Annotated in this window: 26 protein-coding genes; 15 read left to right on the top strand and 11 right to left on the bottom strand. The window is 39.2% G+C overall.

What is annotated here, in order from left to right; genetic code table 11:
• Positions 1–151 precede the first annotated feature (151 nt).
• The 4 genes from bshB2 to C406_RS0116540 form a co-directional block, all read right to left on the bottom strand.
• On the bottom strand, positions 152–847 hold the full coding sequence (bshB2, locus tag C406_RS0116555) for a bacillithiol biosynthesis deacetylase BshB2 (protein ID WP_017381773.1): 696 nt from the start codon (positions 845–847) through the stop codon (positions 152–154).
• Positions 848–863: 16 nt separating this feature from the next.
• Positions 864–1,214 carry a YojF family protein gene (locus tag C406_RS0116550; protein ID WP_017381772.1) on the bottom strand — a complete coding sequence of 117 codons (351 nt, stop codon included), beginning with the start codon at positions 1,212–1,214 and terminating at the stop codon, positions 864–866.
• Between the two features lie 255 nt (positions 1,215–1,469).
• On the bottom strand, positions 1,470–2,297 hold the full coding sequence (gene pdxK / locus C406_RS0116545; RefSeq protein ID WP_017381771.1) for a pyridoxine/pyridoxal/pyridoxamine kinase: 828 nt from the start codon (positions 2,295–2,297) through the stop codon (positions 1,470–1,472).
• 60 nt (positions 2,298–2,357) lie between these two features.
• Entirely contained in the window at positions 2,358–2,621 is a 264-nt protein-coding gene (locus tag C406_RS0116540; protein ID WP_017381770.1) for a hypothetical protein, read from the bottom strand.
• A 115-nt stretch (positions 2,622–2,736) separates the two neighbouring features.
• On the opposite strand from C406_RS0116540, the gene C406_RS0116535 reads away from it, so the two are divergent.
• The 6 genes from C406_RS0116535 (at position 2,737) to C406_RS0116505 (ending at position 7,340) form a co-directional block, all read left to right on the top strand.
• The gene (locus C406_RS0116535) at positions 2,737–3,489 is read left to right on the top strand and encodes a DUF4230 domain-containing protein (RefSeq protein WP_017381769.1); all 753 of its coding nucleotides are present in this window, start codon (positions 2,737–2,739) and stop codon (positions 3,487–3,489) included.
• 17 nt (positions 3,490–3,506) lie between these two features.
• Positions 3,507–4,169: a uracil-DNA glycosylase gene (locus C406_RS0116530; protein ID WP_036654944.1), complete on the top strand. Its 663-nt coding sequence runs from the start codon at positions 3,507–3,509 to the stop codon at positions 4,167–4,169.
• 57 nt (positions 4,170–4,226) lie between these two features.
• Complete coding sequence (locus C406_RS0116525; RefSeq protein ID WP_017381767.1) at positions 4,227–4,484, top strand: YwdI family protein; 258 nt, start codon at positions 4,227–4,229, stop codon at positions 4,482–4,484.
• 29 nt (positions 4,485–4,513) lie between these two features.
• Positions 4,514–4,894: a DUF423 domain-containing protein gene (locus tag C406_RS0116520; protein ID WP_017381766.1), complete on the top strand. Its 381-nt coding sequence runs from the start codon at positions 4,514–4,516 to the stop codon at positions 4,892–4,894.
• Between the two features lie 944 nt (positions 4,895–5,838).
• The gene (locus tag C406_RS0116510) at positions 5,839–6,351 is read left to right on the top strand and encodes a hypothetical protein (protein WP_017381764.1); all 513 of its coding nucleotides are present in this window, start codon (positions 5,839–5,841) and stop codon (positions 6,349–6,351) included.
• 86 nt (positions 6,352–6,437) lie between these two features.
• Positions 6,438–7,340: an acetamidase/formamidase family protein gene (locus tag C406_RS0116505; protein WP_036654941.1), complete on the top strand. Its 903-nt coding sequence runs from the start codon at positions 6,438–6,440 to the stop codon at positions 7,338–7,340.
• A 90-nt stretch (positions 7,341–7,430) separates the two neighbouring features.
• Here the strand turns inward: C406_RS0116505 and gerQ are convergent, their stop codons facing one another.
• From gerQ to hemQ, 3 genes are all read right to left on the bottom strand, one after another.
• Positions 7,431–7,715 carry a spore coat protein GerQ gene (gerQ, locus tag C406_RS0116500; protein WP_081503779.1) on the bottom strand — a complete coding sequence of 95 codons (285 nt, stop codon included), beginning with the start codon at positions 7,713–7,715 and terminating at the stop codon, positions 7,431–7,433.
• Between the two features lie 60 nt (positions 7,716–7,775).
• Positions 7,776–8,195 (bottom strand): cell wall hydrolase, encoded by a 420-nt coding sequence (locus tag C406_RS0116495; RefSeq protein WP_017381761.1) that lies wholly within the window; start codon positions 8,193–8,195, stop codon positions 7,776–7,778.
• Positions 8,196–8,331: 136 nt separating this feature from the next.
• A complete protein-coding gene (hemQ, locus tag C406_RS0116490) occupies positions 8,332–9,081 on the bottom strand; it encodes a hydrogen peroxide-dependent heme synthase (RefSeq protein WP_017381760.1) in 750 nt (249 codons plus the stop codon).
• Positions 9,082–9,345: 264 nt separating this feature from the next.
• Between hemQ and pta the strand changes: the two genes are divergently transcribed.
• The 3 genes from pta (at position 9,346) to C406_RS0116475 (ending at position 11,542) form a co-directional block, all read left to right on the top strand.
• On the top strand, positions 9,346–10,323 hold the full coding sequence (pta, locus tag C406_RS0116485) for a phosphate acetyltransferase (RefSeq protein ID WP_017381759.1): 978 nt from the start codon (positions 9,346–9,348) through the stop codon (positions 10,321–10,323).
• Positions 10,324–10,331: 8 nt separating this feature from the next.
• Positions 10,332–11,177 carry a lipoate--protein ligase family protein gene (locus C406_RS0116480; RefSeq protein ID WP_017381758.1) on the top strand — a complete coding sequence of 282 codons (846 nt, stop codon included), beginning with the start codon at positions 10,332–10,334 and terminating at the stop codon, positions 11,175–11,177.
• Positions 11,178–11,269: 92 nt separating this feature from the next.
• Positions 11,270–11,542, top strand: a complete 273-nt coding sequence (locus C406_RS0116475; RefSeq protein WP_017381757.1) for an AbrB/MazE/SpoVT family DNA-binding domain-containing protein — start codon at positions 11,270–11,272, stop codon at positions 11,540–11,542.
• Between the two features lie 411 nt (positions 11,543–11,953).
• Here the strand turns inward: C406_RS0116475 and C406_RS0116470 are convergent, their stop codons facing one another.
• Complete coding sequence (locus C406_RS0116470; protein ID WP_017381756.1) at positions 11,954–12,586, bottom strand: RsfA family transcriptional regulator; 633 nt, start codon at positions 12,584–12,586, stop codon at positions 11,954–11,956.
• Positions 12,587–12,750: 164 nt separating this feature from the next.
• Between C406_RS0116470 and C406_RS0116465 the strand changes: the two genes are divergently transcribed.
• The 3 genes from C406_RS0116465 (at position 12,751) to C406_RS0116455 (ending at position 14,961) form a co-directional block, all read left to right on the top strand.
• Positions 12,751–12,975 (top strand): DUF1450 domain-containing protein, encoded by a 225-nt coding sequence (locus C406_RS0116465; RefSeq protein ID WP_026045732.1) that lies wholly within the window; start codon positions 12,751–12,753, stop codon positions 12,973–12,975.
• A gap of 156 nt (positions 12,976–13,131) precedes the next feature.
• On the top strand, positions 13,132–14,436 hold the full coding sequence (locus tag C406_RS0116460; RefSeq protein WP_017381754.1) for an HD domain-containing protein: 1,305 nt from the start codon (positions 13,132–13,134) through the stop codon (positions 14,434–14,436).
• A gap of 18 nt (positions 14,437–14,454) precedes the next feature.
• Positions 14,455–14,961, top strand: a complete 507-nt coding sequence (locus C406_RS0116455; protein WP_017381753.1) for a YwgA family protein — start codon at positions 14,455–14,457, stop codon at positions 14,959–14,961.
• 101 nt (positions 14,962–15,062) lie between these two features.
• Here C406_RS0116455 and C406_RS21350 read toward each other — a convergent pair whose 3' ends face one another.
• Positions 15,063–15,248: a 2-hydroxymuconate tautomerase gene (locus C406_RS21350; protein ID WP_017381752.1), complete on the bottom strand. Its 186-nt coding sequence runs from the start codon at positions 15,246–15,248 to the stop codon at positions 15,063–15,065.
• Between the two features lie 67 nt (positions 15,249–15,315).
• On the opposite strand from C406_RS21350, the gene C406_RS0116445 reads away from it, so the two are divergent.
• On the top strand, positions 15,316–15,831 hold the full coding sequence (locus C406_RS0116445) for a YwhD family protein (RefSeq protein WP_017381751.1): 516 nt from the start codon (positions 15,316–15,318) through the stop codon (positions 15,829–15,831).
• Between the two features lie 1,024 nt (positions 15,832–16,855).
• Here C406_RS0116445 and C406_RS0116440 read toward each other — a convergent pair.
• A complete protein-coding gene (locus C406_RS0116440) occupies positions 16,856–18,949 on the bottom strand; it encodes a transglycosylase domain-containing protein (RefSeq protein WP_017381750.1) in 2,094 nt (697 codons plus the stop codon).
• A 255-nt stretch (positions 18,950–19,204) separates the two neighbouring features.
• Between C406_RS0116440 and speE the strand changes: the two genes are divergently transcribed.
• Both speE and speB read left to right on the top strand, forming a co-directional pair.
• Positions 19,205–20,038, top strand: a complete 834-nt coding sequence (speE, locus tag C406_RS0116435) for a spermidine synthase (RefSeq protein WP_017381749.1) — start codon at positions 19,205–19,207, stop codon at positions 20,036–20,038.
• 3 nt (positions 20,039–20,041) lie between these two features.
• On the top strand, positions 20,042–20,914 hold the full coding sequence (speB, locus tag C406_RS0116430) for an agmatinase (protein WP_017381748.1): 873 nt from the start codon (positions 20,042–20,044) through the stop codon (positions 20,912–20,914).
• A gap of 617 nt (positions 20,915–21,531) precedes the next feature.
• Here the strand turns inward: speB and C406_RS0116425 are convergent.
• On the bottom strand, positions 21,532–22,623 hold the full coding sequence (locus C406_RS0116425) for a diguanylate cyclase (protein ID WP_017381747.1): 1,092 nt from the start codon (positions 22,621–22,623) through the stop codon (positions 21,532–21,534).
• Between the last annotated feature and the right edge of the window lie 514 nt (positions 22,624–23,137).

The following is a 23,137-nucleotide window of genomic DNA, read 5'->3' as shown; positions in this document are numbered from 1 at the left end:
TCCTCCTATTATGTATAATTATTCAGTTTTTTATTTCTGTGATAATGATACTTGCAACGATTGAAAATGTCCATCATTTTTTTGAAAACGCTTACCAAGTAATAGAAAAAATCCTGAGGATACCAAAATAAATGGCATCTTCAGGACTATATTAAAATGTTTTTTCGAAATCTTCATGCCAACGATAGTGGTAGAAGCGTTCGTACGAAAGCCAGTTTTCAGCTTTGGGTTCTCCTTCAGCTAAACGTTTGTCCATCTCTTCTAACATCCACGCTGTTTGTGAAATATGTGCTCTCATAGCACCCATTTTTTGATCGCGTGATTCACGAATATCATGGACGATGTCTGCTTCACCTAGTTCGTCTTTTGTATTGTTTGCAAAAGCAACACCATGTAGTTTTGGACGAAGTGTTTCATCCAGTCGTCGAATCGCACGAACAACCGCGCGAGCCGTTGCTTCATGGTCAGGATGGACGGCATAATTCGGATAAAAGGTGATCACAAGTGAAGGATTGGTTTCTTCAATTAATTTCGTCATCATTTGAACCATTTTTTCATCATCTTCAAATTCGACAGTTTTATCGCGTAAACCCATCATACGTAAATCCGTTAGGCCCATCGCTTGTGCTGCAGCAAGTAATTCTTGTTTGCGAATATGTGGCAAGGATTCTCTCGTTGCGAATGGGGGATTACCTAAATTTCGGCCCATTTCGCCAAGTGTTAGACAAGCATATGTAACAGGTGTTCCTTGCTTAATATATGTGGAAATTGTTCCTGAGACACCGAATGCCTCATCATCTGGGTGAGGGAAAACAACCAAAACATGTCTCTCTTGTGGAAGCGTCATCTGTGTTCCTCCTTAATTAATACGTAAATGGTGTTTCGCTTATATGAAGAGCTACCGCTAATTTTCCGCTTTGATCATGTCCAGCCATCAACAGGCGGCCATGCTCATCTAATTCAAAATGCGTGATACCTTGTGCGTAAACCCAACCATGCGGCAATTTCAATCCGACTCGGTGAGGGCTATCTCCAGCAACTTTTCCAAGCTCATACTTAACAACAATATTGCGAATAAAAGCACCGGCATTAAACACAGTTTCGTCAAAATGGGATGCATAAGCTCCATTTGTTGTTTCAAGGTGGAGATAAATATCTTTATCGGCAAAGGAGTTTAACAACTCCTGCAATTTTTTTACATCTACAACTTCCATAATACAACCTCCTTTATAAACACAAAAACTTCTACAACTTAGTATAAAGAAATTATCCGTTGAAAGCGATTTGCCTGCTTGCAACTGTGATTTCGCTTTCGTTTAAGTAGGGGGAAATCTCCAGCATATGAAGAAAATGAGGCCCATATTTCTCATTCCAACTTGGAGCAGAAATTTTCCAACTAGCAATTGCTCATCTAAAAAATAATCAAAAAAAGTCACTCGACCATACCGGGCGAGTGACTTTTCATAGCTTTAAACTTCTGTTATTGTGACTTCTGGTGCGCCAAAGCGATTTTTCGCTCCGTGCATCACGGGTCCAACATATTGATTTAACTTCCAACCATTGGCAATAGCAGCTGACACAAATTTCTTTGCTTCAATAACTGATTCTTTTACAGCTAGACCGTTCGCTAAGTTGGCTGTGATAGCAGCTGCAAATGTGCAACCGGCACCATGATTGTAAGTGGTATCTGTTTTTTGAGATTCAAGCAGGGTGTAAGTAGACCCATCGAAGAATAAGTCGACTGCTTTGTCATGTTGCAATTGTTTGCCGCCTTTAATAACGACATTTTTTGCGCCAGCTTCATGAATTTTTGATGCAGCACGTTTCATATCGTCAATAGTGTGTAATGTCTCAAGTCCAGAAAGTTGACCCGCTTCGAATAAGTTTGGCGTTACAACCAATGCGCGAGGGAGCAATAATTTCACCATAGCGTCTACATTTTCAGGAAATAAGGCCTCGTCTTCACCTTTACAAACGAGTACAGGATCAATGACAACATTCTTAACAGCTGATTGGTCAATTGCTTCGGCCGCTGTTTGGATGATCTCAACGGTCGGTAACATGCCTGTTTTGATAGCATCCACATTAGTTGAGAGGGCTGTCTTCAATTGAGCCTGCAATGTTTCAACTGAAATCGGATATATTCCGTGGCTCCAACCATTTTCAGGATCCATTGTTACGATCACTGTTAAGGCGTTCATTCCATATGTGCCGTGCTCTTGAAACGTTTTTAAATCTGCTTGTATTCCTGCTCCACCTGAAGTATCAGAACCTGCGATAGTTAACGTTTTTTTCATATTCGAATTCCTCATTTCAATAAGTATCTGAATTCCATATTACCAAAAATTGATGAAAGTTCAATTAGGAAGCTTATCCGCACGTAACAATTGGAGAGATATAAACACTAAACCGAGTGTGAAAATCAAAGAAATTCCACCAGCAATCCAATAACTTTGAGAGATGAGCCCGAAACTAATAAAAGCAAATAACAAAATAACGAGCAACATTCCCACCGAAAAGCATCCAAACCCGAGTACCTTCGAACGTTCAGGAACTTTACTTTCTTCCTTTGTTGAAAGCTCTACTTTACGCATTTTTTCTCGCCATTGAAAATCTGACATTTGTCATCACCTCTGTAAATATCCTATCATTCGACTGAAGGTTGTACAATTTGCATATTTCCCTTATCGTAAACTTAATAGAATCATTGAACAATTGATAGAGAAGGGGAGAACGATGCCAAAAGATCAGCGTATAAAAGAAATTGAACGATTGCTTGAAGAATTAAAAGCACATGAAGAAATAGCTGTAACTATAGAAAGTGAAAGTGTTCAACCACGTTCATCTGGATTTAGGCAAGTCGGCTTATTTATTGCCTCATTTATGCGTAGCAAATTCTTATGGTTCCTCACGGCATTGATAGCACTACTACTAATCGTTCCTCTTTCAGCTTTTTGGATAATTAATGGCAGCACCTTTACAGAAAATAAAGGGGCTTTCTTAGAACAAATTCAATCATTAAATGAATTAGCAACTGCGCAAGCTTACACGAAAGTCATGATTGAACGTCAAGATAATGCAATTTTAGGAAAAGAAATTGGCCTGAATTTACCTGGAACAAAGCGTAATTTATTGGTAGTCATTCCTGGGTCCGTAAAAGCGGGAATTGATTTTTCAACGCTAACTGAGAATGATATTGTGCTCGATGAAGAAGCGAAAACAGCTAAGCTTACATTGCCCAAAGCACAATTTTTAGGAGGACCTGAAATTTTCTTTGAACAAGTCAAAGTGTATTCATATGAAGGGTTGTTCCGAGGAGAAGCTAACTTGTCAGAAGCTTATGAATTAGCTGAAGAAGCGAAAATACTGATGATGGAAGAAACCACGGGGCAAGGGGTACTAGAACTAGCTGAAGAAAATGCTGCGCGCTCCGTTTCTGATATGTTTTCATTAGTAGAGTATGATGTAACCGTTGAATTTAAGGAGTGAAAGTTGTGGGAAAAAAGATGGTTGATCATGATTGGCAACAAGTACTCAAGACAGAATTCGACAAATCCTATTATACCCAGTTACATGAATTTTTAGAACAACAATACGCAACCGAAACCGTGTATCCTCCTAAGGATGATTTATGGAGCGCTTTTGAGGAAACCTCATTTAACAACGTCAAAGTAGTGATCGTGGGACAAGATCCTTACCATGGTCCGGGTCAAGCTCACGGCATGAGTTTTTCGGTTAAAGCAGGAATTAAGCATCCACCGAGTTTGCGAAACATGTTGAAAGAACTTAGTGACGACCTTGGATGTGAATTACCGGTTGATGGGTCATTGACAAAATGGGCTGTGCAAGGCGTTTTTCTATTAAATACAGTTCTAAGCGTTCGAGCAGGCTTTGCACATTCACATAAAGGACAAGGATGGGAACTATTTACAGATGAAGTCATACGAAAGCTTTCTCAGCGCCAAACACCAATAGTCTTCGTTTTGTGGGGGAAACCCGCGCAATTGAAAAGAAGTTTGATCGACACTTCTCGTCATGCCATCGTCGAATCTGTTCATCCTAGTCCCCTCAGTGCATACCGAGGATTCCTCGGGAGTAAACCCTATTCCCAAATAAATGAGCAACTAACACAATGGGGGATACAACCCATAGACTTTTGTTTGAAGTAGATTTCATGGTAAAGTGAAGGCTGACATGGAGAATTTGGAAAAGGAGGGTGACTCAACGTGATACCACTAAGTCGAGTTGTCACCGAAATAGAAAAATACGTAACTATAGCAAAGGGAAAAGGCGACGATCAAAGTATTCGTGAATCCCTACTCGCTATCCGAGCACTATGCGACGTGGTATTAAGCGAACAGCCTGACATAAATCCGCCCTTACCTATGCAAATCGCACAACCAACTTCTGCTGCGCAATCTATTTCAGTAGGAGAGCGTATAAAAGAAGAAGACGCAAACGGCGATTCGTTGTTTGATTTTTAACTATCATAAATGAAAGAAGGAATAAAGAGATGCCATTTTTTATAATTGCAGGAGCAATTAACGCATTTATAGCCGTTGCTTTTGGAGCATTCGGTGCACATGCGCTGAAAGAAAAATTATCGGAGAAATATTTAGCTATTTGGGAAACAGCAGTCCAATACCAAATGTATCATGCAATTGGATTAATTGTGATTGGAATTTTAATGAGCACAAACATAATCGGCAATGTATCACAACTTAGCTGGGCAGGTTACTTAATGTTAAGTGGTATTGTGATTTTCTCAGGTTCACTTTATGTACTAAGCTTAAGTGGAATTGGTATATTAGGAGCCATTACACCAATCGGTGGAGTAGCCTTCCTTACAGCTTGGGTACTCGTTATCGTAGCTGTTGTAAAACATATGAATTAACTTCGCGTCCTCTTAATGAGGGCGCTTTTTTATGGAGAAAGTCATTTCTGCGGCGTGTGCGTCCTTCGCCCTCCTTCAAGTTGATTTTGGGTTAACAGGAGAATGGACACTTGCTGCCTTGAAAACAATCGGCCGAAGATACAATTTCGGTCGATTTCTGCTTGTTTTAAAGTATCTGTAATCCCGTTATTATAGACCTGGATAGCAGGGTTTTCAGGAGCGCAGTGAAAACAAAATCATCTAATCTCCTTCTGAAAAACATAGTGGAAATGTCTATATAGGAGCCACTTCGCTGTCGCTTCTTGGCTTTTTTCTGTTGTTGAAGGTGTCTTAATAAAAAGTTTACATGTATCAGTAGTTGTTTCATCAAGTTAACTAGGGTTTGAGACGTGTTTGAGCGATAAACTTTGTCGAACGATAGATCTCAGTTGTAATTATTAGCTGTCACGTTGTAATTCTGGGAGGTGACGTTGTAAAAATAGACCTCCACGTTGTAAAAATTGCGATCCACGTTGTAATAGTAAATTTATGGCAATCATTAGCCGGTAATAATGTTAACACTTAGCGGTATTTTTAACTAAAACTTATATTAAATAAGTTACTATTTGGCTTGGGTTACGCGATCAACTGACACTCTCACAGAGTAATTAATCCCTCTCTGCAAAACAGAGTGGAAAATGCCTAAAAATAGCGATAGACAGCTCAGTTGTAATTATTGGCTGTCACGTTGTAATTCTGGGAGATGACGTTGTAAAAATTGCGATCCACGTTGTAATAGTGATTTTTTGGGAATTATTAACCGGTTATAATGTTAGGTACCAAATGGCAATCCTTTTCTTTCTTGAGGTTATGTTGCAGTAGGATAATTATTGAAATGATCCAGAAATATGAAACTATCTACCTAATAATTCGTCTAAATAATTAGAGGATAGGGGGGAGTTACTGTGAAAAAGGTCAGTCTACTAATTGGGCTACTCTTGCTGCTAAGTGCTTGTGGTAATAGTGAGATGAAAGAGCCTACGTTTGAAGAACTGAAGGATCATGCCTATATTGTAGAAAGTACCACTGAAGAGGGTATTTTTGTTAACTATACTTCCTTTACTTACATAGAAAATGTCAAACTGCAAACGAATCAAGGTGAACGCATAAAACCAACAAATATTAAAACTGGTAGTTTAATTTGGTATGAAGATACTGGGGCAATTATGGAGTCTTATCCAATGCAAGGAACGATTAAACAACTAACTTTGTATGACGATAAACTCAGTAGAAGACTTGAAAAAGGAATTGCATATTTTCTGAATTCCTATGATATGAGCGATTTTATTGGTGTACAATTGGTTTCGTTAGAAGGTAAAGAGTTAATCATTCAATTCAAAGGTTTTTCTAATCCAGATGCAGTTTATTTTGCTACAATCAATTTAGAAACACTAAAATATGATGTGAATCCGCAATAAATGAGACAGTAAGTTTAAAGGCACATTAATGACACAAGCAGGGAAAAACATAAGTGATGATAGAAAGTGAATTTATTGGGGGGATAATGGTGGAGAATATTCCGCGTGAGTCTGGAATTATTTATGAATTTAACGAGATGAATCAGCCGATTGCTACTGTAAAATCTGGAAGCACGGTACGTATTGAAACATACGATTGCTTTAAAAATCAAATTGTCTCTGAAGGTATGGAGCTTGTTGATCTAGATTGGAATCAAATCAATCCTGCAACGGGACCGATTTATGTAGAAGGAGCATGTCCAGGTGACGTTTTGAAAGTATCGATTCAAACCATTGAAATCGAGTCGCAAGGTGTCATGCTAGTCGGTCCAGATTTAGGTGTTATGGGTAAATTTATAAAACAAATGACCGCAAAAATTTTACCAATTGAAAACGATAAAATTGTATTTAATGATTTACAATTACCCCTCAATAAAATGATTGGAGTTATTGGAGTCGCACCTAGTGGTAAAGGCATTAACTGTGGAACACCTGGAGCGCACGGTGGCAATATGGATAATAAAATGGTGACACAAGGAGCAACCATGTATTTTCCAGTAGCTGTTGAAGGTGCTTTGTTTGGGCTAGGAGATTTCCATGCAGCGATGGGGGACGGCGAAGTAAGTGTTTCTGGTGTTGAAGTAGCGGGAGCGGCAACAGTCACACTTGAAGTGATAAAGGGTGTTACTGTAGATCAACCCATGCTCGAAAACGACCACAGCTTTACTCAAATTGCGTCCGCTTTGACATTGGATGAAGCGTCAAAAATAGCTACACAGCTAATGATTCATCGACTTGTTGAACAAACTCACATGACTGTTAGTGAGATGACGATGCTCATGAGTGCAGTAGGTCAATTAGAAATTTGCCAAGTTGTCGATCCTCTAGTTACTGTAAGATTTGTCGTGCCAAAATGGCTTCTCTCACAATTAGCAGTAACTTTAATTTAATGATATGCAGATAAATGCCCTTCCACAATATACATTGGAAGGGCATTTGTTGTTGAGTTAAATTGGATAACTGGGAAAATAATCGACTATCTAAAAGTATAGAATTTCCTCATCAAACGTTACATAATCTAAGTAAATCATTAGAAGTAAGTAGCGTTTACCAGTTTTCGGATCGCTTACAATGACATGATCACGTCCTGCTGCTTCAATAACTCCTGTAACAACTTTTGCATTCCATTCCCGGTTATTTGCAAACGTTAAGTATAGTGTTGCAACTTTTCCTTTATTGAGTCGTAAAATATTTTCAATATACGATTCTTCTTGTGTTGGTGGTTGCTGAGGTCGAGTACTAGCTGGGATTCCCGGTGGTGTCATTTGTTGTTGTTGGTAAGCTGGATTCCAATAATATTGTACCAATTTATCATCCTTTCAAATTTAAAGTCGGGGACAATCTGTTGTAGATGGAGTGAAAAAACAATGTGCTTTGAAACGTCCAGTATTCCATTGATTAAACCACTGGGCTGGGCATGCTCCTGTTGGTTCGAAAAACCATAGAGAATACTCGGCTGGATGAAATCGCTCGCCCGCTATAAAACGTCGAGCAAGTGCTATATCTTGTGGGCGAGCACGCTGATAAAAATATGGTTTTGTGGTAGCTTCAAAACCACCAGGACTCTGGAACACCATTTGCTGAACAGTGCGAATATTTATAAAATCAAGACAATCGTAGCGAACTCGATTGACTCCGACATTCCCAGCCAACAGCATACCGAGTTTTCCTTCACCTTCAGCTTCTGCTCTCATTAAACGCGCCAACGTTTCCACATCTTTTTCAGTTGCGCGGATAACTGCCACAACAACCTCCTCAAAAAAAATATATGACAAGTCCAACACAAATAGACCTGTTAAATCATTACGTGAGGGATTACCCATCATCGAGTGCGTTTTACCATAAAAAAAAGGCTACGCATTTAATGCGTAGCCTCGTAACTTATATCTTTAAAAATTCAGTTGTTTTCTCAGCATCTGATAGAGTACCTACGAAGAATGAACCGAACTCTGCAAAACGAGCACTCACTTCATCAAAACGCATTTCATAAATTAATTTTTTGAATTGAAGTACATCATCAGCGAATAAGGTAACGCCCCATTCGTAATCGTCAAATCCAATTGAACCACTGATAATTTGTTTAACTTTCCCTGCATACCCACGCCCAATCATGCCATGACTGCGCATCATCGATTTACGGTCTTCCATTGATAACATATACCAGTTGTCATTGCCGTCACGACGCTTGTCCATTGGGTAGAAACAAACATACTGTGAACGTGGAAGTTCAGGGTATAAGCGACTGCGAACATGTGGATTTTGATAAGGATCTTCATTTGATTCGCCAGCTAAGTAGTTTGAAAGCTCAACTACGGAAACATACGAATACGTTGGAATGGTGTATTCAGCAATCGTTAATTTATTGAACTTCGCTTCGAGTTGTTGCAATTCATCCATTGTTTCACGCAGTGTCATCAGCATGAAATCTGCTTTTTGACCAACGATTGTGTAGAAAGCATGGCTTCCTGTTTTTGCTTCATGTGCAACGTTTAATTCTTCTAAAAATCCTAAAAATTCATTTACTGCGACTGTTCGATCTTCACTTGATAGTTGTTTCCAAGATGCCCAGTCCATCGAGCGGAATTCGTGTAAAGCGTACCAGCCATCTAAAGTTTCTGCTGCTGTATTCATGTATAGGACACTCCTTCATGATTAATAAATAGTCAAAATTAGTGTAGCACAAACCCTTAAAGAAACCCACAATGTCACCATTCTGACCTGTCGAACTAAGTCGAAATCGTGTATGATTAAATTAAAAGTGAACGCGCAACTTTAGGCCGACGCTGGAAGGACCGAATCGAAAGTCTGCTTTCGCATGAGGTTAGAAGGCTAAAAATCTGTGTCGAGACTGATACTAAATTAAAGTGCTTATTTATCAGGGGAGGAAAGAAGAAATTGACTAACTTTTTTGACAACATCAAACAAACTATTACTGGTAAACATATAAAAATCGTATTACCTGAAGGAACCGACGAACGTGTGCTTCAAGCTGCGGTTAAATTGCAAAGAGAAGGGATTGTTACACCTATTTTAATAGGATCTCGTGACCTTGTGAACGCAGTAGCAAAGCAAGCGGAGGTAGAACTAACTGGAATAGAAGTGGTAGATCCTGTGCAATTTGAAAAGTTAGATGAAATGATTGAACAATTCGTAGAACGACGCAATGGCAAAGCAACACCAGCACAAGCACGCATTCAACTAAAAGACCTCAACACATTTGGAACCATGCTTGTCTATATGGGGTATGTACAAGGGCTAGTAAGTGGTGCAGCTCATACAACCGCTGAAACCGTGCGACCAGCTTTGCGGATCATTAAAACTAAACCAGGGGTTTCGAAAACCAGTGGTGCTTTTATTATGGTACGTGGGGAAGAAAGGTATGTCTTTGCTGATTGTGCCATTAATATTGCACCGACGAGTGAGGACTTGGCTGAAATAGCTGTGGAAAGTGCGAAAACAGCGAAAGCATTCGGCATCGAACCAAAAGTAGCTATGCTATCTTTTTCTACAAAAGGTTCAGCGGCGTCACCCGAAACAAGAAAAATAGAAACTGCGATGAAGCTGGCACAATTAAAAGCGCCTCAAGTTACTATTGATGGAGAATTTCAATTTGATGCTGCATTCGTACCTGCTGTTGCCAAGAAAAAGGCGCCAGGTTCAGTCATACAAGGTGATGCAAATGTGTTTGTTTTTCCTTCGCTTGAAGCAGGGAATATTGGCTATAAATTAGCGGAGAGACTTGGTGGATTTGAAGCAATTGGTCCTATTTTACAAGGATTAAACATGCCAGTTAATGACTTATCCCGTGGCTGTTCAGCAGACGATGTGTATAAACTAGTATTAATTACTGCTGCACAAAGCGTTATCGCGTGAGAAGAAATATGTCTAGTATAAAAGATATATTTGTAAATAAAGAATGGCGATTTTGGGATCAATCTATGAGTGGTAGAACAAAATCCGCACTCGAATCATTCGCAGCGGACGACATGCTTTGTGAACTGGTGGGAAAAGAAGGTTCACTTCCGACTATTCGTACATGGGTTCACGAAAAAACTGTGGTCCTAGGCATTCAAGATCATCGACTCCCTCATATCGAAGCAGGTCGTGATGTATTAAAATCACACGGATTTCAATCCATTGTTCGAAACTCGGGTGGACTTGCGGTCGTTTTAGACAGTGGAGTCTTGAATATCTCTCTTGTTGTATCAGAACAAAATAATGCGATTGATATTAGTGAAGGATACGATATCATGGTGGATTTTGTACGACACTTATTTCCGCAATTGGAAGGTAGAATAGAAGCATATGAAATTATTGGATCCTACTGTCCGGGCTCTTATGACTTGAGCGTAGACGGGAAGAAATTTGCAGGTATCTCACAGAGACGATTGCGTCATGGAATTGCGATACAAGTATACTTATGTATAGAAGGTAGTGGGGCCGAGCGCGCAGCTTATATTCGTGATTTTTATGAAGCAGGGTTGCAAGGGCAACAAACGAAATTTGGTTACCCAGTCATTGTGCCGGAAGTGATGGCTTCTGTGAGTGAAATATTGGGACAAACAATAACGGTGTATGACACCGTTATTCATGCTCAACGCTTAATGAATCATATGATGCAAAATGTACATATGCAGTCGCTACAACCAGAAGAAACGGATTTATATATGTATTATTTAACCCGCGTTGTCGATCGCAACAAAAAAATGCTTAATAAATTCGAATAAACTAACCTATAAGAAAACCACCAGAGCATATCTAGTAAGTTAACATCTTGAAGACGAAGCTTACGGAACTTCGTGAACGGAGAGGTGATTCAATGAAAAAGAATCAAAGAGAACGGGAAGTACGCTCTGTGACGACGACCGTTCAAAAATGGGGTAATAGTTTAGCGATTCGTATTCCTGCCGGTGTTGCTGAACAATTTGATATCCAACAAGGTTGTGAAATGGACATGACTGTTGGACTTCAAGGTTTCACATTAGTTCCGAAGAAGAGAAAACCAACATTAGAAGAATTACTATCAAAATGCACACCAGAAAATCGCCATGAAGAAATTAAGTTTGGGGTCGTAGGGAAGGAATTATTTTAATGTGAGAACAAAAACAGGGTGAAGTATCATCTCACGTATCCACTTCTGAAATTCCTTCCACTAGCGTTCCAGTCAGACATTTATCGTGGACACTTCTAGTGGTGCTGCCCTTCTGCCAAACAAAAAAGACCATCAATTTGACGATCTTTTCTCAAAGAAAAAGTGTTGTAATTCATTAGTCAGCACATTCTGTTAGATTTTGAACAGATAAAGGAACCCCACCTTTTTTAGATGAAAGAAACAACATTTACAAGTGATTGAAGTGGAAGGCGGGAATAACATTTGCTCCTGTATCTGTATCTGTTTCTGCATCGCTGCGCTAGCTTCGAAACATGAAAGTGCTTTGCAACGGAAATCACTTATACTAGTCCATAAGCTAAGAAATTATAAATTAACTTTTTCAACGGCTTCTTAATTGATTGGTGGTTCTTTTACAACTAAATTTCCGTTTTTCTCCATTTGGAATACAGGTGAAATATTTTCAGCGTCATCATTTAACGTCACTAAACGACGAGCCCGATTCATGATATGAACGAACTGCTCATAATCTTCTCGAATCGTTGTGTTTTCAATTTCTAGTCTTGCCAAATCGCGTTCAAGTTGCTTAATTTTTTCTTGAGAATGAGTTAGTAATGCGCGCCAGCGATGTGATTCTCCTTCGCCTCCACCATTTTGTTGCATACGTAATAAGTAGGCTATGACCACATCAAGTGATAGAGAAGAAAGAGGTATTTGGACCCGTTCTTGTGGTTGTTCTTCACTGCCTACGAGAAACAGAGATTGTCCTCTGCGACGATATTCTTTACCAAGCACACGCAATTTTTGTTTGCGATCTTTCTTTGCTTCTCTTAAATCTTTCTCGTATTCTCTTCTTACAACCGCGTTCCAACGAAATCCGCAAGCTGCTGCAGTTCTACTTAAAGAGTCTCCCGCTTCTTCGAATGCATTTAGCTGTGTACTGCCTTCGCGAACGTGTCGTAGCACGGTTTGTGCTAGCAATTCATCATTTTCATCTAACCATGCATCTTGTCTTATTTTAACCATAAATTTCCCTCCTGATTTGTTAATAGTTTTGGTGTTCTACTTTAAGTTTGTACAAGATTCACAGGTTTTATTCACTGAAAAATATGATGTGCTTGAATCAAAGAGGAAATATACGGTACAATAATCTATAGAATATGATTGAAAATAGAAAGGGTTGTAGACAAATGGCAAACGCATTTAGAGTTTGTGATGATTGTCAGGCCGTAAATTTAAAAACATTAATTCCTAAGTTAAAAGAAATCGATCCGAACGCATCGATTGATATTGCGTGTCATTCATACTGCGGACCAGGGCGTAAAAAAACATTCGTGTTTGTAAACAACCGACCCGTTGCTGCGCTTACTGAAGACGAATTAATGAATAAAGTACGGGCTAAGCTAAAAGGATAATCTCTCAGAAAAGACCGCTTCAATATAGATATTCATACTTTCGCCGCCTTTCCTAAAGGGGGGTTTTTTCTTTAAATGAATTTAAAAATTTTGAAGGACTTATATATTTTTATGGTTTGAGTAGTGTTCTCCGCTCTAATGAAATGAGGTGTTAATATGACTTATGCAACACAAAAGTTGGCTGAAGAAAAAGTCTTCAAGGATCCAGTACACCGTTACATACATGTTCGGGATCAAGTCATTTGGGATTTAATCGGAGCACGTGAATTTCAGCGATTACGTAGAATTAAACAACTCGGTACGACTTATCTCGTTTTCCACGGTGCCGAACACAGCCGCTTCAGCCACTCGCTAGGCGTTTACGAAATCGTAAGGCGCATAATTGATGATATTTTCAATGGACGCCCGGAATGGGATGAATCTGAAAGACTGGTCGTTCTTTGTGCAGCTCTCCTTCATGATCTTGGTCACGGACCATTTTCCCATGCTTTTGAAAACGTTTTTGATCTTGACCATGAGAAATTAACCCAAGACATTTTGCTAGGAGATACAGAAGTAAACGCAATTTTACTACGTATTTCACCCGAATTTCCGCAATATGTGTCCGATGTAATAGCAAAAACGTATGGGAATAAACTAGCAGTTAGCTTAATTTCTAGTCAAATCGATGCCGATCGAATGGATTACTTACAGCGGGATGCGTATTACACGGGGGTAAGTTACGGTCATTTCGATATGGAGCGTATTTTGCGTGTGATGCGTCCGCGTGAAGATCAAGTCGTTATTAAACAAAGTGGTATGCATGCTGTTGAAGACTACATCATGAGTCGCTACCAAATGTACTGGCAAGTGTATTTTCATCCAGTATCACGAAGTGCGGAAGTGATTTTGACCAAAGCACTTCACCGTGCAAAAGAGCTAAGTTCAAGTGGCTACAAATTCGCTTATGAACCGCGTCACTTTAAACCGTTTTTTGATCAGACATTTTCACTAGCCGATTACATCGCATTGGATGAAGGCATTGTCATGACATATTTCCAAGAGTGGGTGCACGAAGAAGATGGAATTCTGGCTGATTTATGCGATCGTTTTATTAATCGCCGCTTATTTCAGTACATTGAATTTGACCCAGCGAAGGATTATCGAAAACTAGCGGAACTCGAGCAACTGTTTAAAAAAGCTGGAATTAATCCGACCTATTATTTAGTGTTCGATTCGTCATCAGATTTACCTTATGATTTTTATCGTGCGGGAGAAGAAGGCGAACGTGTACCCATCCATTTACTAATGCCGAATGACGAGTTACGTGAACTTTCAAGGTCGTCTGACATTGTCGAAGCCATTTCAGGTAAACGTAGAACAGACCATAAATTGTATTTCCCAGAAGATTTATTAAGACAAGATACGAAGAAAAAAGCGGTGAAGAAGCAAATTTTACAGTTATTACTCGGAGAATCTTGAATTTGGAGGTGTGAAGATTTGTTAGAAGGGCACGCAAAAATCGTGCAGTTTATTACGCTTGCTGGTGAAGTAACAGGACGTAAAAAGCTGCAAAAAATGGTATACATTGCAAAGAAAATGAATTTTCCTTTTCAAGAAAAATACCAATTTCACATGTATGGGCCATATTCAGAAGAGCTAACTCTACGTGTTGAGGAATTGTGTAACATGGCTTTTTTATCTGAAAAAATGGAAGATAAGGGGTCTTATGTGCAGTACACATATGCATGTACCGAAGAGGGACGGCAATTTTTATCAACAATGGAGAATACGAATACGAAGCTAGATCAATGCATCCAACGTTTGAATAACAAAAGTTCACGCTTTCTCGAGATGGTTTCCACGTTATTATACTTTGATCATATAGAGCGACTGGCACAAGTAGAGAAGTTACATGTCGTCAAAGGTAAACTGAAATTTTCTGAGAAGGAAGTTGAGGAAGCATTTGCTTTTATTGATGAACTACAAACAGCGGGAGTAAATTGAAAACAGGACGGCTCGCTAAGGAATGAGCCGTCCTGCTTTTATAGGGCTTTAATCTTTTACCCGAGTTGGGTCATGCAGCTTCGCAATTACGGCTTTGAACCTTAGTTGTCGCTAAATAATTTTCCAGCTACTGCGTAGTGGTTTTTTGGCATATCTTCAATGAATACAACTACGTTTTCAATTGGAGCATTTGTTGTTTCGACAACAGCAGCTGTTACTTTTTCTACAAGCGCACGTTTTTGATCGTCTGTACGACCTTCGAGCATTTTTACAGTTACATATGGCATTTGAGTTCCTCCTCTTTCACAAAAATTTGTATATTGGTTATAATAACAGAATGGAGGCTGATAACGTATGGCAAATGAAGAAAAACCAAAACAAAAACTTGGATTTACCATAATAAAAAATGATCCAACAGATGGTCACGGTGGTTTCGGAATAGGTTCTTTAACACTTGAACATGTGTCGCCTGTCATCATTGACGTCGAGGAAAAAATAGCGAAGATTGAAATAGGTGCTATGCATGCACGAAGTGATACCGAACGAGGAATCAAATTCACAAAGAATCGTGAAGACTCTGAAGGCGGAAAATTATTTTGGCTCGTATGGGTAACCATTGATTACAAAGCGAGTGGTCCATACTACGCAGGTGTTACAGGGTGTGAAATGGTCATTAACCGTGAAAAACGCCGTGGCTTCAAAAATCTAGCAGACCATGTAAATAGAATGGACAAATCGATGAAACGCCAAATTATCGTCGATCATATGGACGATGCGTCAAAAGAAATATTGCGCGATTTTTTACAATCACACAACTCAGAAATGTGGGAACGTAGTGATGAAAATTTGCATAGTGTATTAAATGCCTGAATTTTACAAACAGGTGTACAAAATGTGACATTTTACTCCGTTCACTATATACAGTTGAATCTGTTTAAAAAAGCAAGTAAACTATTAAATATAGCTAACAAAAGGTGAGCTAGGACAATTGGAACGCGTCTGTACATGAGCGCCATGCGACATTTGTGTCAAACCCAAGCCAAATGCCTCATGTTTCTCATGTCAGCGCCAACCAAGAAAAAAGCTTTCTGTTCCAACGGACATATTTCCGTGGAAGAGAAAGCTTTTTTATGTGAAATGAAAGTATAAGATTTTTCGAGCAACCTTCGCACTAGGAGTTGTTATGTCTAGCTGCAAGCGCCAGCTCACACCTAAGCTTCAGACCCTCATTCGGAAACAAATTTCCGAATCGGTTCTTCCAGCGCCGGTGATAAGCTAGAGTGGCGCATTCCGCTTTTCTTGTCTAGCTGCAAGCGCCAGCTCACACCTAAGCCTGGACACGCAGGACGTGGATCATAAGGGCGTTGCAAAAGCTCTTGAAGTAAACGCAGGAGCAACACGAAGTTGCGTATTTAGCCGATGTAACTCTCGTTAATTCGATTAATGTAAAGTCGTGAATTCCTTTTTTAGAAACCCAAGTTTCCCTCAGTGGAAGTGAATTTTTTGTTCAGAGATCTATCTTTATTGAGTACTGGATTGCACATTATAAAATAGTCCTTTAATTATGCGTTGGGATACTTTCATTTTACAAGAAAGGACGATTTTTTATCTTTATTTTAAAAAATATATTGTTATCACTTGATTATTTATAAACAGGTGAATGATTGAAGTGGAAGGCGGCGACTCCGGCGGGAAAAGCGAGTCTGGTGAGACCCCGCAGGAGCTTGCGACGAGGAGGCTCACGGACCGCCCGCGGAAAGCGTCCGCCTGAAACGGAAATCACTAGATATAATAAGAAGTCTGTCTTATTCCTCAGGTTATTTTGTAGTAGGTTTACCCTCCAAAGCATACCGGAAGGCTAATATGGTATTACCCTCAAAATAAAAGGAAACCACTAATTTCTAAAGAATGAAAACGGGAAAAGTGACCACGGATCATCGCCTTCCATTTCTATCATTTCATTTTCTTCAACGTCTTCCACTAATTGTTTCTGCAACTTCGGATCAGTACATAAACGTCTTGGTACGTCAGATTTTTTTACGTACACCAAGCGTTGTTTCGTACATTCAGCTACGGCCAAACCACCATTTTCTATATCCACGATTACTCCATACACACCTTTTGTAGGCAAGAATGGTTTAGCTGCTTGTCCTTGATGAACTCTTTCCATAAAATCAATCCAAATATTTTTTGTCGCTTGTTTGTCTACAGCTAATTGTAATTGCTGGCCATCGTCATAACCATTCCACACGCCAGCTGTTAATGTTGGCGTGTAACCAATCAACACTTGGTCGGAAATAGTGGTTCCAGATTTTGCTGCATACGGTCTAGTTTGTTTTCCACGAATGGATAATCCGGTTGCAGGTGCATAATCATTAAAAGTAGGATCAAACATGCCTGTCATTAAGTGGGTTAAAATAAATGCATCATCCGCAGACATCACGGGGTCATCATCTTCTCGTTCATTAGGACTTACATCAAAAACCACATCCCCATTACTATCCTTGATGGATAAAACAGTCTGGAGTTGTCGATCTAATCCACCACTTGCAATTTTGTTAAAAGCACTGGTCAAGTCTTCTAAAGTTACTTCAGACGTCCCAAGTGCCATGGATGGTGTTTCTTGAACGGAAGCTTCTACACCTAATCGCTTTAAAATTGAACTGAATGGTTTATAACCGATTTTTTCAAGTGTTTTGACGGCGTAAATATTGTCTGAAATCGCCAATGCTTGTGCTAATGATATAGGGTGATTTGCGAACTCCCCGTTAAAATTATTAGGTGTGTATTCTGAACGGCCATTGTCATATGTGAAAATGGTTTGCTCACTTTCTAAGAACGTCAATGGTGAGAAACCTTTTTCAAGAGCTGCTGCATACAATAAGGGCTTGATAGTTGACCCGGGTTGACGCTTCGCTTGAGTGACACGATTAAATGGACTTTCTGAATAGGAACGACCACCAATTAATGCGGTCACGTAGCCTGTTTTTGGTTCCATACTAATAAAACCTACTTCAAGGTCGTTATTAGGCATCCAATCAGCAACAACTTCTTCAGCCACTTTTTGATGTTGAGTGTTCAATGTCGTTTCAATGGTCCAGCCACCTTCAGCGATCATACGACCTTTTGATTTCAAAATACGCTCTGCTTCGTTCCAAGCTTCATTCAGAAAGTAAGGAGCTACACTTTTCGTTGCTTGCCATTCTTCATTTTTTAAGACAATATTCTCATCACGTGCACGAACGATAGCTTCACTTGTCGCCATGCCTTCAGATTCCATCAATCCGAGAACGATATTTTGTCTTCTGTATGCATTGTTTTCATTAATCAAAGGTGAATAATAACTTGGTCCTTTTGGAATGGAAATTAGTAACGCAGATTCAGCAAGGGTTAACTCTTTACTCGGTTTTCCATAATAGTAACGACTTGCCGCTTCGATTCCGTACATGCCATGACCAAAATACACGGTATTTAAATAACCTTCCAACAATTCATCTTTTTCATAAAAGATTTCCATACGATAAGCATACAAAGCTTCTTTTGCTTTACGCGTCCATGTTTTGTCGTGAGATAAATATAAATTACGTGCGTACTGTTGGGTAATAGTACTAGCACCTTCCACTTTTTTCATTGCTTTTACATCTTTTAATAAAGCTGCAGCAATTCGTTTGTAATCAAATCCGTTATGTTTGTAAAATTGTTGATCTTCCACTGCTAGAATGGCTTTGCTTATAAAAGGAGACATTTCATCTAAATTCACCCAATAACGGCGTTGTTCAGCAAAACGGTCTCCAATTGAATGACCGTTGCTATCTAAAAACTCTGTGGCTTTAGCCACCGCGAGAGAAGGTGGGCCAAGAATTTGCGCATAAATACGTAATGAAATGAGAATAGTACCCATGGCACTTATTGAAACAATGAGAAGCCAGATAGCGATTCGAAGTTTTAGTCGCTTTCGTTTTTGAAGTTGGTAATCAGCTCGTCCCATTTTGACATCTCCGTTTCGTCCATACTTTACATTAGTATGGTAAATTCATGACGGGATTAAACGCACCGATTTAAGAAACCAACAAATTGACGAGTATTTAAATCAAAAACAATGCTTTTATGAAAGAAAAAGTGCAACTGTCTTGACAAAACAGTTGCACTTTCGCTAAAAACGTCTATACTTTCTCTGTATTTGTTTTTCGGCTACATGCCAAGAACGGATCCAATAACCTCGTAAATAAAGGAGATTAAAAACATGGCTGGATTTTGGTTTACAGAAAAACAAACCGAGAATTTTAGCATTAAGATAAAGGTGAACCGCACCTTACATACGGAGCAAACGGATTTTCAATTGCTTGAAATGGCGGAAACTGCTGAATGGGGCAATATGTTATTTTTAGACGGTATGGTAATGACTTCTGAAAAAGACGAATTTGTTTATCATGAAATGGTTGCACACGTACCATTATTCACACATCCAAATCCTGAAAACGTATTAGTTGTAGGCGGTGGAGATGGTGGAGTGATTCGAGAAATCATGAAACACCCACAAGTGATGAAAGCAACACTTGTCGATATTGATGGCAAAGTAATTGAGTACTCTAAAAAATATTTACCAACAATCGCATCTGAATTAGAAAACCCACGTGTAGATGTACAAGTAGGCGACGGTTTTATGCATATTGCTAAAGCTGAAAATGAATACGATGTCATCATGGTGGATTCAACTGAACCTGTAGGACCAGCAGTGAACTTGTTCTCAAAAGGTTTCTATGCAGGCATTTCAAAAGCGCTAAAAGAAGATGGGATTTTTGTTGCGCAGTCGGACAACCCTTGGTTTACACCCGATTTAATCAAGCAAGTTCAAAGTGATGTAAAAGAAATTTTCCCTATCACTCGTTTATATACGGCGAACATTCCTACTTATCCAAGTGGTCTGTGGTGCTTCACATTAGGTTCGAAAAAATACGATCCACTTGAAGTGGAAGATGCACGTTTCCATGAAATCGACACGAAGTACTATACGAAAGAATTGCATAAAGCAGCATTCGTGTTACCGAAGTTCGTGAAAGATTTAACGGGGGAATAGCAGATGAGATTTGATGATGCTTATTCAGGTAAAGTCTTTATTAAAAGCCATCCCAATTACGATGAATCACAAGCTGTTATTTATGGCATGCCGATGGACTGGACGGTCAGCTATCGTCCAGGTTCTCGATTTGGACCTCAACGTATTCGGGAAGCATCTATTGGCTTAGAAGAATACAGTCCATATTTAGATCGTGACCTTGAGGACGTAAAATACTTTGATGCAGGAGATATTCCGTTACCATTTGGCAATCCGCAGAAAAGTATAGACTACATCGAAGGTTTCGTTCGCCAACTTTTGCAAGATGAAAAAATCCCAGTAGGTATGGGGGGCGAACATTTAGTATCGTGGCCTGTGATGAAAGCTGTAGCCGAAAAACATCCGGATTTAGCTATTATTCACATGGATGCTCATACTGATTTACGTGAGTCGTATGAAGGGGAAGCACTTTCTCACTCCACGCCAATTCGAAAAATAGCCGAACATATCGGACCCAATAATGTGTATTCATTTGGCATTCGTTCAGGTATGAAGGAAGAGTTCGTGTGGGCAAAAGAAAACGGCATGCACCTTTCAAAATTTGAAGTGCTTGAGCCGCTAAAAGAAATTTTGCCAACACTTGCAGGGCGTCCTGTTTACGTGACGATTGATATCGATGTGCTCGACCCAGCTCATGCACCAGGAACCGGAACGGTAGACTGCGGTGGGATTACAACTCGTGAATTATTAGCTTCAATCCACGCGATTGCAGGCTCAGACGTAAACGTAGTTGGATTCGACTTAGTTGAAGTAGCGCCAGTTTACGACCCATCTGAACAAACAGTCAACACAGCGAGTAAACTAATTCGTGAAATGCTTCTAGGCTGGGTTAAATAAGGAAATAGTAAGACGTCTCACTGGATATTCGAATATCCGCTAAAAATAAAACAGACTAGCGAAGTGACTTAGTCACTTCGCTAGTCTGTTTTCGTAGCTCCTTGAAAGCTTCGTTCATATAGTTCGTTATGGTACTTAAAGAAAATAATAAATTACACTATGATCTAAAACTGCGTAAAAATGAGATTTACTATTCCAATCAAAATTCAAACCTGTTTCAGTAGCCTTTATACTTTTGAAATAGGTTTATTATTGGGAATAATAGGGTGAACGGGAATAAAACCTGTTTGAACGGGATTAAATCAATTTGAACGGGATTAAACCAAGCGTGAACAGGAATAAACTTAAAGTGAACAGGAATAAACCCAGGAATCATGATTTTTACGACGTTACCTTCCATAATTAACTAGTGATAAGTAATAATCACTAGGGCATTAGCTTTTTGACCATGCTAGGCACGTAGCTTCGTAATTATATTTTGAAAGATTTTTTTATTGAATAGTAAGTGCTCATTCTCTAGTTAAGGTGGGGTCCGTAATGCTCCTAAAATGTCAAAAAACATTTCACTTGTTGATCAAATAAAAAAAGCGTGATGCTTTCTCTTGAGAGAGAAGACATCACACTTTTATATTGGTGTAATGGAAGACACGATTACGACCAGTTGCTTTTGCTTCATACAGGGCAGTATCTGCTGCACTATACAACTCATGGATGGTTGACCCATTATCAGGATACGAACTTACACCAACGGATAGGGTAATCGATACTTCTTGGTTGTTCGAAACATTAAAAGAACTACGCGCCACACTTGAGCGAATTTGTTCACCTAAATCAAGCCCCATTGCAGGTGGGAAATTAGGAATTAATAAAACAAACTGTTCTCCACCACTGCGAGTAACATGCCCTTCTTTTGGCGACACCAGGTTTTTTAGCCGTTCTCCTAGCTCCTTCAATATTTCATCCCCAACAGGGTGGCCATACACATCATTTACTTTTTTGAAGTGGTCAATGTCAATCGAAATCATGCAGAAGGGTTTAGTTGAATGTGTGATGAACGTTCGAGTAAGCTGCTCGAACTTACGGTTATTATAAACACCAGTCAAATAATCGGTTTCTGCCAATAATTCGGTATGTCGAATTTTCTTAAAATGCTCGCTTAATTCGATTAATATAAATAACACCATAAAGAATGAAAAGGTTGAGAATAAAATAAAGTAAACAACTTGCAATAGAGTGCCACTATATTGATAAAATAAATAGCTGATAAGTAATACAGTTTGAGCAGTTGCATAATAAAAATAATATGGCGCATTTTTAAAGGTCATAGGGTATTTAAAAGAAAATGCTCCAATGACAATACCTAAAATAATCACGTTTAATCCTGCCAAAAATCCTGAGGTCGTGAAGACATCATACATTAACATACGAGTCAACCCAATAATAAACCCTGTAACAATCGGAGCTATCGGTCCACCAAAAATTCCAGCAAATATAATAATTACATGCCTTGCGTCAACTTTTATCGTATCTGACAATTGAACCGATGTTTGCATTAAAACAAATCCAGCAAATCCAGCAATAATCCCAATGATATAGGGATGAGTTTTTGCAAAAGGATAGGTAGAGCCGGCTGCATCTTGGAAGGGCCAATAAGATAGGACAGCAAAGGTAAATAATATACAAAAATTAATAAGTAACTCCAAAAGCATTACTTTTCTCCCCTAAGACAAAAATTCTAGCGTCAGTATAGCATATCTATTAATCAAGTTGTATATATATTTACAGTTAATTACCAATTGGTGAATTTTATTCTAGAGGTTATGGTGACGCAGATTTGCCAGCCAAAGCTATCCGAAAACTCAAGGTAAGGCTTCTACTTTTTTAAAACACTAGAAAGTATATAAAATTGATCTGCCAAGTATTCAGTGTTTATGGTGTTTTTAGTATATGGAGACTAACGTGCTAAAACGGAATTTCTATGATGTGACTCTCGTTAATTGTTCTTTGTCAAATGACGTTGGTGAAGAATTTTAATAGGCTATAATTGATTATTTATTTGTCACGGGACTGTCCAAAAAGTCAGTAAAACTGATTTACTCGACAGTCTTTTCTTACGATTAGTCAAGTATCCCGTTGCTTTCCGTTCCAGATGGACGCTTTCCGCGGGCACGGCTTCAGCCTCCTCGTCGCGAAAAACACGCTCCTGTGGGGTCTTCAGCTCTC

The organism is Paenisporosarcina sp. TG-14 (assembly GCF_000297555.1).
In the GTDB taxonomy this organism is placed as follows: Bacteria; Bacillota; Bacilli; order Bacillales_A; family Planococcaceae; genus Paenisporosarcina; species Paenisporosarcina antarctica.
The sequence above is the reverse complement of the archived record's forward strand: the minus strand, read 5'-3'. Positions and strand labels throughout refer to the sequence as shown.